This window comes from Burkholderia sp. ABCPW 14 (genome assembly GCF_001523835.1).
In the GTDB taxonomy this organism is placed as follows: Bacteria; Pseudomonadota; Gammaproteobacteria; order Burkholderiales; family Burkholderiaceae; genus Burkholderia; species Burkholderia mayonis.
This window is the reverse complement of record NZ_LOVS01000006.1, coordinates 253,140-263,636: the sequence shown is the minus strand read 5'-3', so window position 1 is coordinate 263,636 and position 10,497 is coordinate 253,140. Positions and strand designations below refer to the sequence as shown.

Annotated in this window: 6 protein-coding genes and 1 tRNA gene; 6 read left to right on the top strand and 1 reads right to left on the bottom strand. The window is 67.6% G+C overall.

Annotated features, from left to right (window positions below; genetic code table 11):
- Positions 1–186 precede the first annotated feature (186 nt).
- Positions 187–263, top strand: a tRNA-Val gene (locus tag WS62_RS01805).
- Between the two features lie 602 nt (positions 264–865).
- On the opposite strand, the gene wecB is transcribed toward WS62_RS01805, so the two are convergent.
- A complete protein-coding gene (gene wecB, locus WS62_RS01800) occupies positions 866–2,080 on the bottom strand; it encodes a non-hydrolyzing UDP-N-acetylglucosamine 2-epimerase (protein WP_066566991.1) in 1,215 nt (404 codons plus the stop codon).
- A gap of 1,246 nt (positions 2,081–3,326) precedes the next feature.
- Between wecB and WS62_RS01795 the strand changes: the two genes are divergently transcribed.
- The 5 genes from WS62_RS01795 (at position 3,327) to WS62_RS01775 (ending at position 10,453) form a co-directional block, all read left to right on the top strand.
- Entirely contained in the window at positions 3,327–4,910 is a 1,584-nt protein-coding gene (locus WS62_RS01795) for a glycosyltransferase family 2 protein (protein ID WP_066566935.1), read from the top strand.
- 3 nt (positions 4,911–4,913) lie between these two features.
- Positions 4,914–5,906: a polymer-forming cytoskeletal protein gene (locus tag WS62_RS01790; RefSeq protein WP_066566933.1), complete on the top strand. Its 993-nt coding sequence runs from the start codon at positions 4,914–4,916 to the stop codon at positions 5,904–5,906.
- Between the two features lie 14 nt (positions 5,907–5,920).
- A complete protein-coding gene (locus WS62_RS01785; RefSeq protein WP_066566931.1) occupies positions 5,921–7,168 on the top strand; it encodes a YaiO family outer membrane beta-barrel protein in 1,248 nt (415 codons plus the stop codon).
- A gap of 12 nt (positions 7,169–7,180) precedes the next feature.
- Entirely contained in the window at positions 7,181–7,972 is a 792-nt protein-coding gene (locus WS62_RS01780) for a hypothetical protein (RefSeq protein WP_066566928.1), read from the top strand.
- A 324-nt stretch (positions 7,973–8,296) separates the two neighbouring features.
- On the top strand, positions 8,297–10,453 hold the full coding sequence (locus tag WS62_RS01775; RefSeq protein WP_066566925.1) for a hypothetical protein: 2,157 nt from the start codon (positions 8,297–8,299) through the stop codon (positions 10,451–10,453).
- Positions 10,454–10,497: the final 44 nt, after the last annotated feature.

The following is a 10,497-nucleotide window of genomic DNA, read 5'->3' as shown; positions in this document are numbered from 1 at the left end:
CCTCTTCGAATCTCATCTTCCGGGTTTCCTGTAACCACCGTGCCCGGCTTACGGGTGGCTTCATGCCGCACCCAAAAACCGGACAGATTACGTGCTACAGACCCGGACAATTCATTTGCTCGCGACAAATTTTCACAAAAGGGCTTGTGCGTCCGCGAGAGGCTCTCTATAATTCGCGCCTCACACAGGCTCGTAGCTCAGTTGGTTAGAGCACCACCTTGACATGGTGGGGGTCGTTGGTTCGAATCCAATCGAGCCTACCAACGCACATCGGACGCGGATGAACAGCGCAGCAACGCCCTGACGGGCGGGCGCTTTCATCCGCGTTCCTGTTCATGCAGCGCTTGTCGCTCGTCCGGCGCAACGGACGGGACGGCGGCGGATCTTCCCTCGCTTTTCAGCGTTTCGTTCGACACGCCTGCGCGATTGCGTTTGCGTCGCGCCGCCACGCCGCCACGCCGCCACGCCGCCACGCCGCCAAATCGCTCAATCGCTCAATCGCTCAATCGCTCAATCGCTCAATCGCTCAATCGCTCAATCGCTGCGTCACGCGATGCACGACGCGTCACGACGCATGCATCGTGTCGCGCATCGCTTCACCTCACCTCACCTCACCTCGCTTCGCGCCTCCCCCTCTCACGCGTTCCGCATCACCGCTGCCGACAACATCGCCCGGCCGGACATTGCGTCGCGCGCGGCCCATGTCCGCAGCAGCACCCGCCGCATCCGCCGCCGATCCGCCCGGGCAGCGACGCGACCCGTCGCTGCCCGATCACCGCATGGCAGCCGCGCGCGCACGCGCAGACTTCGCCCGCCCGGCCGCTTGCGCAGACGCCGCGGCCCGCGTGCCGCCAGACGATCACGTTCACGCGGACCTCAGTGCGTGCAGGCCGAGCGCGAGCGCATTGCATGGCGCTTCGATGGCGGCGAGCGGGAAGCGTGTCGTCGCGGTTGCGTACGGCATGTTGAGCAGCGCATGGACGATCCGCTCGCTCGCATGGCCGTCGCCGTACGGATTCGTCGCGCGCGACATCTCGTCGTATGCGTCGTCGTCGTCGAGAAGCCGCGACGCCTCGTCGACGATGCGCTCGGTATTCGTGCCGACGAGCCGCGCGGTGCCCGCCTGGATCGCCTCCGGCCGCTCGGTCGTCTCGCGCGTGACGAGCACGGGCTTGCCGAGCGCGGGCCCTTCTTCCTGGATGCCGCCCGAATCGGTGATGATGAAATGCGCGCGCGACATCAGGAACACGAACGACAGATACTCCTGTGGCGCGATCAGATGAACGTTCGACAGACCGTCGAGCAGCGAATGCGCCGGTTTCTGCACGTTCGGATTCAGATGCAGCGGATAGACGAAGCGTACGTCCGGATAGCGGAGCGCGAGCGTGCGCAGCGCGTCGCAGAAATGCTCGAACGGCTCGCCGAAGCTCTCGCGCCGATGGCCGGTGATCAGCACGACGCGCTCGTCGCGGCCGACAAACGGAAACTGCGTGGCGATCTCGCGTGCAAGCGGCGCGTCGGCGTCGAGCATGCGCTTCACGTCGTGCAGCGCGTCGATCACCGTATTGCCGGTCAGCACGACGCCTTGCGTCGGCACGCCTTCGCTGAACAGGTTGTGCTGCGCGCGCTCGGTCGGCGCGAAGTGCCACGACGACACCGCATCCGTCACGCGCCGGTTCAATTCCTCGGGCCACGGCGACCAGATGTCGCCGCTGCGCAGCCCCGCTTCGACGTGGCCGATCGGCAAGTAGCGGTAGAAAGCGGCGAGGCTCACCGCGAGCGTCGTCGTCGTGTCGCCGTGCACGAGCACGATGTCCGGATCGAAGTCGTCAAGCACGGTGCCGATCGTCTGAAGGATGCCAGTCGTCACGTCGGTCAGCGTCTGGCTCTGCCGCATCAGGTTCAGGTCGTACGCGGGCGTGATGTCGAACAGCTGGAGCACCTGGTCGAGCATCTGGCGGTGCTGCGCGGTCACGCACACTTTTGCGTCGACGTCGGCTCGCGCCTGCAGCGCACGCACGAGCGGCGCCATTTTGATGGCCTCGGGACGAGTGCCGAACGCAAGCAAGATTTTCTTCATCTTGGTCCCCGATTCGCGGTTGTTCCAGTCGATCCGGCACGCGGCAAAGCGGCCGCGTGTCGCAAAGCTTGAGTACGAGCGAGCGGCGCGCGCGGACCGCGTCGCGCCGTCAGGCTCGAGCAGGCGGTCCGCCGCACGACGCGACGGTGTTTCGACGTCCGTGCACAGCGTGTCCGCAACGATGCGTCGTGCGAATCGCGTCGCGGCCGGCTGGCTGGTTCGTGGCGATTGGGCGGTCACGTCATGAATCGCTCCTCGTGATGTCGGGGATCGGCGGCGCGTGCCGAGTACGCCTACGCGCGACGCACGCGACGCACTGCGTCGCCCACTAGCTCAGCAATATTCAAACCAGCGTCGTCACAGTCGCGCCGGGCGACGGCGCTCGCCGTTCCGGCGCGCCGGAACGTCTCGCCGCTGTTACGGCGCCCGATCGCATTGCGCGGCGCGGCACGCGCGTGCCGTGCGCCGCGTTGGAGCGGTGCACAAATGCGGTTGCGGTGCGCTGTGCGCGCATAGGGCGCGGCGTCCGGCAAAGACCTTTGACGCGCCTGGGCCCGGCACGCATGGACGACCGTCGGGCGGACGGGCGGCGCGCTTGTCGCGCGGCGCATTTCGTCAGGGATTTCCCTGCCGTGTCGGGCCGAAAGCGGGCCGTTGCCGCCGCCGTCGCGAAACGTTGCGATTCTGAAACGCGGCCATGCTGCGGTGCGCATGGAGGCGGGAGACGCGCGCCGGGCGCGCGCAGGCGCCAATCGTTTGCGGTAACGGCGGGGCCCGCGAGCATGGCGAAGTCGATTCGCGCGCGCGTCGCCACGGCGGCGCGCGGGCGCTTCGCGACTGCCTGCGAGCGCACGCACGCGCACTTTGCCGAGCGATGCGAGAGGCGGTATCGGCGGCGGCGGCCCAGACGTTGATTCGTCGATGAATCAAAACGCTGCGCCCGAGTCGGCGCGCGGCTCCCGGCTTCGCCGCGAAATCGTTGCCGCGCGGTCGTTCCCGCACGATGGCTCGTCCTTTGCTTTGAACCACCACAGACCCGTTCCGACGCGATTCGACGACAACACACCAAAGGAACGGCCGATGTGACGAAACCGGAAATTCGGCGTCGCAATGCATGTTCCGCGACGCGACGCGGCGCGATGGACGGCGACGCGCGACACGCGCGCGGCACTCAGCGCCGGTTTCCTTTTGCAAGTCCGTGAGGGGGCGAGCGCGAGCCGCTGCCGACGCGGACACGGGGACGAGCATGAAGAACAGGCGGGCGATGTCGTTGTGTGTCGAATGCGCGCTGCTGCTGATCGTGCTCGCGTGCTCGCTGATCGTGCGCGATACCGCAATGCGGCCGGCGTCTGCATCGCTCGCGTCGGTTCCGCTCATGCGCGAGGCAGAGGCAGCCTTGCACGTCCGCGCGTTCGCCGAGCCGAGCCGGCCGAACGCGGAGGCGAACGCGGACGCGTTTCCGCCCGCCGAGCCCGCGCCGTTCGACGCGGCGCGACCGCCGTTCGCGGCCGTCCGGCCGTCCGCCGCCGGCGCGCAGTCCGCGTCCGGCAGCGGTATCGCCGCCGCGCTGTGCACGGCCTATCTGTGGGGGTTCGCGTTGCTGACCTGCATCTACGCGGCGCGCCACTACGTGTTCAGTCTCGATCGCCTGTTCAAGCCGCAGCACGCGCCGTACTGCGCGATCACGCACGCGGACTGGCCGGAGATCACCGTGTTCGTTGCCGCGCACAACGAGGAGGCGGTCGTCGTCGATTGCCTGATGGCGCTGCTCGTGACGACCTACCCGCGCGACCGGCTGACGATCATCCCGGTCAACGACCGCTCGACTGACAACACGCGCGCGCTGATCGACGAGGTGCAGGCGCTCGCGCCCGATCTCATCAGGCCGTTTCACCGCGAGAGCGGCAAGCCGGGCAAGGCGGCGGCGCTGAAGGACGCGCTGCGCGAGATCCACGGCGACATCATGGTCGTGTTCGACGCCGACTACCTGCCGCGCCCGGGCCTGCTCAAGGAACTGGTCGCGCCGTTCTTCGATCCGGAAGTGGGCGCGGTGATGGGCCGCGTCGTGCCGCAGAACGCCGATCGCAATCTGCTTGCGCGCCTCCTCGATCTGGAGCGTGCGGGCGGCTATCAGGTGAACCAGCAGGCGCGCAACAACCTCGGCCTCGTGCCGCAGTTCGGCGGCACGGTCGGCGGGATTCGCAAGAGCGCGCTCGACGCGGTCGGCGGCTGGCGCGACGACACGCTCGCCGAAGACACCGATTTGACCTACCGGCTGCTGCTGAGCGATTGGCGCACCGTCTACCTGAACCATGCGGAATGCTACGAGGAAGTGCCGGAGCGCTGGCCCGTGCGCGCGCGTCAGCTCACCCGCTGGGCGAAGGGCCACAACCAGACGCTGTTCCGCTATTTGATTCCGCTGTTGCGCAACCCGGTGATGTCGCGACGCTGCCGCCTCGACGGCGCGCTGCTGCTCGGCGTGTTCGTGATGCCCGCGCTGCTCGCGCTCGCGTGGGGCATCGCGCTCGCGCTCTATCTGGCGAACGGCATCGATTCGCTCGCGCTCGGCCTGCTGATGTCCGTGTTCGCGCTCTTCGCCTTCAGCGCGGTCGGCAACTTCGGCGTGTTCTTCGAGATCGTCGTCGCGGCGCGCCTCGACGGCCGCGCGACGCGGCTGCGGCTCGTGCCGGTGATCGTCGTCGGATTCTGCGTGACGATCGTGGCAGTCGTCGCCGCGCTGTGGGGGCTCGCGCTCGACGGGCTGCTGCGTCGCGAGTTGCGTTGGGACAAGACCGAGCGCTTTCGCCGGCCGCTGAATTCGAGACGATGAGCGATGACGACCTTCAACGTGATGATGCCGGTGGCGGGGATGCTCGGCCTGCCGTTCCTGCCGCTCCTGAACGAACTGGTGAAGCGCAGCGACGTCGACGCGCTGCCGATCGGCGACGGCCCGTTCGTTGACTATCCGCACCGCGCCGCGCAGTGGCTCGACGCGCTGCGCGCGAACGTGCGCGGCGAGCCGCCCGCGCAGGGCGACGCGGCGCCGCCGTGGCAGGCGCTCGGCTTGTGCGTCGAGCACGTCGAGGCGCTTAGCCTCGCGCGCGGCGAGCGGCGCGACGGCGTGCTGTATGCGGACCGGACGATCGCGCTCGGCGCGGGCTCGCACGCCGCGTACGCGTTTGCCGAGGAGCGCATCGAGATTCGCGCGGGCGCCGCGCTCGGCGGGTTCGCTTACGCGCCGAGCGTCGACATCGACAACACGCTCGTGCGCGGCGCGGTGGTCGGGCAGACGGTGCGCCTGCACGGTTGCGGGGGATTCGCGAATCTGCACGGCACGCCGATCGTGTTCGGCCGCACCGCGCGCGCGTTCGGCCGCGACGGCGCGCTGACGCCGCATCGCGCGATGTCCATCACGAGCCATCTGTCCGGCGTGCCGCACCGTGTCCTGCACGACCGCTATCTGGTGCAGCGCGACGTCCGCCTGCCGCCGCACACGATCCTGCACGGCACGCTGATCGTCGAAGGCCGGCTGACGCTCGGCGAGGGTTGCGTGCTGCTCGGCAGCGTGAGGGCGCACAGCGTCGAGCTCGAGTGCGATGCGCTGCTGCACGGCGCGGTGTTCGTGCGCCACGACGTGTTGCTCGACGAAGCGAGCTGCATCGACGGCGTCGTGTCGGCGGGCGGCCTGCTGCGGCTGACGGGCGCGCGCATCGGCGCGGCCGATCATCCGGTCAGCGCGTGCGCGCGCGATGTGTCGGTCGTCGGCCATGCATGCGTACATGGCGATCTCGTCGCGTGGCGCAGCGGCTGGTATCACGCGTCGTAAAACAGGAGATCGACATGCATGCGTTTGGTTGTCGACGCGGCCCGCCCGTTCCCCTCGCCGCGCTTGCGCTCGCCTGCGTCTGCGCGTTCGGCACACCGCCTGCACGCGCGGCCTCGATCGATGCGTCGACCGCTGCATCCGCCGAACTTTCCGCGCCGCCGGCCGCCGTGCCGGCCGAACCGCCCGCGCCGGCCGCGGCGGCCGTGATCGCGGCGGCGGCTGCACCGCAGGCCGTGACGCAGGCCGCACCGCAGGCCGCACCGCAGGCCGCACCGCAGGCCGCACCGCAGGCCGCACCGCAGGCCGCACCGCAGGCCGCACCGCAGGCCGCACCGCAGGCCGCACCGCAGCCCGCACCGCAGCCCGCACAGCAACCCGTGACGCCGCCCGCCGCGCCGCTCGTCATCGTGCCGCGTCAGTTCGACGAGACGGCGCTCGTGAAGGTCGACTCGGGGGGAATGCCCGACGGCTGGCCGCTCGCCGAGGGCACGCCGAGCCAGGAGAACCAGCCGACGCTGCCGGAGGCGATCGTCACGCACGTCCAGGCGCCGCAGGAGCGGCACGCGGAGCTGTCGCTCGCGTACTCGACCGCGCATCTGACGCACGGCTACGGCAACTGGTACGGCGTGCATCTGCGCGGCCTCTATCAGGCGGGCGGCCGCACGGTCATCGGCGAGCTCTCGCAGCTCCGCCGCTTCGGCGAGACCACACAGCTCGGCGCGGTCACTTACGTCCAGGACATGGGGCCCGACTGGTTCGGCGGCATCGGCTTTGCGGGCACGACGACCGGCACGATCCTGCCGAGCGCGCGCGTCGACCTGTCGATCAACCGCAAGCTGCTCTCGAACCGTTCACTCGTGCTGTCGGCGGGCGCGGGCTACGCATGGAACCGCAACGGCCACCGCGACCAGCTCTATCACCTCGGCGCGATCTGGTACGCGCTGCCGAAGTGGATCTTCGAGGCGGGCTGGAACTATACGGTCGACTCGCCGGGCTCGGTGAAGGCGCCCGCGTATTACGGCGCGCTCACGTACGGCGAGGTCGGCAAGAGCGTGATCGTATTGCGCGGCGGTTTCGGCCGCGAGGCGTATCAGGTGATCGGCAACAACGCGCAGATCACCGATTTCCGCAGCCACGAGATGTCGCTGAGGTGGCGCTACTGGGTCACGCGCAAATGGGGCACACAGGTCGAGTTCGATTACTACCACAACCCGTTCTACTCGCGTTTCGGCGGCGAAGTTGGCGTGTTCTATCGGTGGTGACGGGCGGGCCGCATGGAAATCGAACCCGTCCCGCCGTCCGCCGATCGCTCGTTGCGCACGCACTCGTATCCGCGGCGCTGGCTCGCGTCGATCGCATGTCTCACTCCCGCGCTGTACGCGCTGCTGTGGCTCGCGCTGCCGTACGCATGGCGATACTGGCGAGCGGTTCTCGGATGGGGTGCGCGCCAGCTCGATCCGTCGCTGACCGCGGTCGTGCTCGGCTATCCGGCGCGCGTGCCGCGCGTGCCGCTGCTGTCGATCAATCTCGTCGCGCGGATGCCGAGCGGCACGCTGCTGTTCGCGACCGCCGCGATCTGCACGGCGGGCTTCGCGGCCACGTTCGTTCGTCGGACGAAATGGCTGCCCGTTGCATACCTGCTGCGGATCGCTGCGTTCGCGCAACTGATGATTTGCCTGTATTTCTGGGCGATGTACGGCCCGGCCGCGCCCGGCGCGGCGATGCCGGGCACGTTCCCGTACGAGGCATCGCTTCATTTGCGAGATGTGTTCGTGATGAACGCCGCGGCGATCGCGCTGGTTCCGCTGCTGATGGCGGCGCTCTACTACCCGCTCGATTTCTCGTTCGCGCAGAAGGCGTTCGCGTCGTTGCTCGTGCTCGGCTATTTCGTGCTCGCGCTGCCGTTCGTGCTGCTGCTGCACGCGGTCGTGATCTATCACGGCTCGCTCTTGTTCGTGCCGTTCTGCTATTTCGTGCTCGGCGCGCCACTTCTGATCGGGCTGCTCGTCACGCTCTACAGCTATTGCGCGAGCTGGCGCGGCGCGTTGACGCGCGAGCCGCCTTGAGCGGCCGATAAGCAACCCCTCTCCGTATCAGCGCTGAGACGAATTCACGCGATTTCGTCAAGGGGTGACCCGCACGACCGACCGCAGAGCCACGTTGTTCGGGCATCCGAAGCAAATGGCACGGAGCTCGCTTCTACCGGGGGTAGGTCCAATTGCAGTGCTACGCCGAATACGAGGCGTAGCCGTCATCGGAGGACGCTGGACATCGTGCCGGCGCGATGGACGGCCATCACACCCACGAGGCCGGGACCGGCCTGCCGGGCGGCGCGCTTGCCGCATCGTAGCCGGTCGCGAGCCGCCCTTCCCTGTAGAGAGGAGCGCATCATGTTGGCAAAGTCAGGCAAGTTCTTGCGAGTCGTGTTCGCGTTGTTCGCGCTCGCGTTCGCGTTCAGCCCAGGCATCGCGCGCGCAGCCACCAATCAACTGTTGTTGCTGGTGCCGGATACGCTCACGCTGCCCGATCCGAGGGTGTCCGCCTGGCTCGACAGCGCACAGGAGGAAGGGCTGCAGATCACGGTGATGACCGACAGACAGTTCATGCAGGCGGGTGCGACGCTGTCGCAATATCCTGGGCTCATCCTGCCCGACCAGGTGCATACGGTCGCCGACGACACGCTCGTCACCGCGATCCAGAACTACGCGCTGAACGGCGGCAAGGTGTTGCTCGTCTACGACTTCGGCGTGCTGAATTCGGCGGGCTTCTATCCGATTCCGAAATCGCGCTTCAGCTCGATGGTCGGCGTCGACTACGTACTGTACGACCAGCTCGGCGCCAACATGATCGGCCTCGGCAACGTGACCGGCATGAGCAGTTGGCTGCGCACGCTCCAGGTGCCGCCCGGCAAGTCGATGACGTGGACGACGACGTCGGCGGCCACGACGACGAGCGCGCTGCTGTCGACGGCGACCGGCACGACGAGCACGGCCACGCCGAGCACGTTGATGTACTTGTCCGCGAGCCCGTCGAACCCGGGCGGCCTGAAGGGCTACAACCACAGCGCGTGGTTCGGCTATACATTGCCGAAGAACGGCAAGGGCACGTTCACGTCGACCGCGCCCAAGCTGACGGGCTTCGTCACCGGCAAGCCGGTCAAGTCGGGCACGTACACCGCGAGTTCGCTGGCGACCACCGCGACCACGGCGACCACCGCGGCGACCACGACCACCACGACGACCACGCTGCCTGCGACGACCAGTGCGCTGACCGACACGCTCGAAGGCATCTCGGGCTACGTGTACGGCTTCCTCACGTATCCGAGCTTTGTCACGCAAGGCACGTATACCGGCACGACGATCCTGACGTCGCCGACCTTCGGCCTCGTGTCCGGCTACAACACGTACGGCAACGGCGGCGTGCTGTTCGTGAACCTGCCGCTCGCGTACCTCGACGGCCAGACCGATGGCATGCTGATCCACGGCTACCTGCGCTACTTCGGCACGAACCTGTTGAAGCTGCCGTCGCTGTCGAATTTGCCGAAGGCGAAGGCCGGAATCGTGTTCAACTGGCACTTTTGCGCGGAAGACCAGATCCAGCCGGCGATGTACCTGAAAAGCCTCGGCGTGTGGACGAACGGCCCGTTCTCGATCGTATTCACCGCCGGCCCGGACGAAGCGACGTTCGGCGACGGCAACGGCATCAACCTCGACTACAACTCGACCGCGCTGAATCTCGTCAAGTACCTTCTCGGCAAGGGCCACCACATCGGCAGCCACGGCGGATGGATACACGACTACTGGGGCGCGTACGCGAGCGAGACGAACCAGAGCACGTTCCAGCAGTATCTGGTGATGAACCATCAGGCCGTGATGAGCGCGACGGGGATGCCCGACGTCGAATACGCAGCACCCGAAGGCAACACGCCGACCTGGTCCGTGAACTGGCTCGAAAGCAACGGCTTCAACGGCTACTACTTCACCGGCCACACCGGTTCCGCGCCGACCCGCGCGTATCGCAACGGCGCGCTGCTGAACCCGGGCCTGTGGTCGTATCCGGTGATGCCGTTCGGCAAGTACGCGACGTTCGAGGAGTTCCAGCAATACGGCGTGCCACTCACCGACGTCACGAACTGGTACACGAACCTCATCAACTTCGTCGTCGCGAACCGCACGAGCCGGCTGATCTACGCACACCCGTACGGCGCGTCGTTCTACCCGACCGTGCTGACGTCGATCTTCACGCAGGCGAACGCGTTGAAGCTGCTCGGCCAGTTCACGTGGTACACGATGAGCGACATCACGAACTTCGACCGCTCGCGTCTGAACGTCACGTGGTCGGCGGCCGACATGGGCGCTAGCTGGGCATTCGCGGCGAGTCATCCGACGAACCTCGCGAACATGACGTGGCTGCTGCCGAAGGCGGCGTATGCACAGCCGATCGTCACACAAGGCGCGGCCACTGTCGTCGGCACCGACGCGACGAACTGGCTCGTGATCGCCGGCACCGGCACGAGCCTCAAGTTCACGAGCGCGAAGGTGCAGTGATGTAGCTCATGCAACACGCCGCCGGCACGGCTTCGGGCCGCGCC

Excerpts from the sequence above, each read along its gene's own strand:
- WS62_RS01775 (WP_066566925.1), top strand. The coding sequence starts at position 8,297 with ATGTTGGCAAAGTCAGGCAAGTTCTTGCGAGTCGTGTTCGCGTTGTTC.
- wecB (WP_066566991.1), bottom strand. The coding sequence starts at position 2,080 with ATGAAGAAAATCTTGCTTGCGTTCGGCACTCGTCCCGAGGCCATCAAA.
- WS62_RS01790 (WP_066566933.1), top strand. The coding sequence starts at position 4,914 with ATGACGACCTTCAACGTGATGATGCCGGTGGCGGGGATGCTCGGCCTG.
- WS62_RS01780 (WP_066566928.1), top strand. The coding sequence starts at position 7,181 with ATGGAAATCGAACCCGTCCCGCCGTCCGCCGATCGCTCGTTGCGCACG.
- WS62_RS01795 (WP_066566935.1), top strand. The coding sequence starts at position 3,327 with ATGAAGAACAGGCGGGCGATGTCGTTGTGTGTCGAATGCGCGCTGCTG.
- WS62_RS01785 (WP_066566931.1), top strand. The coding sequence starts at position 5,921 with ATGCATGCGTTTGGTTGTCGACGCGGCCCGCCCGTTCCCCTCGCCGCG.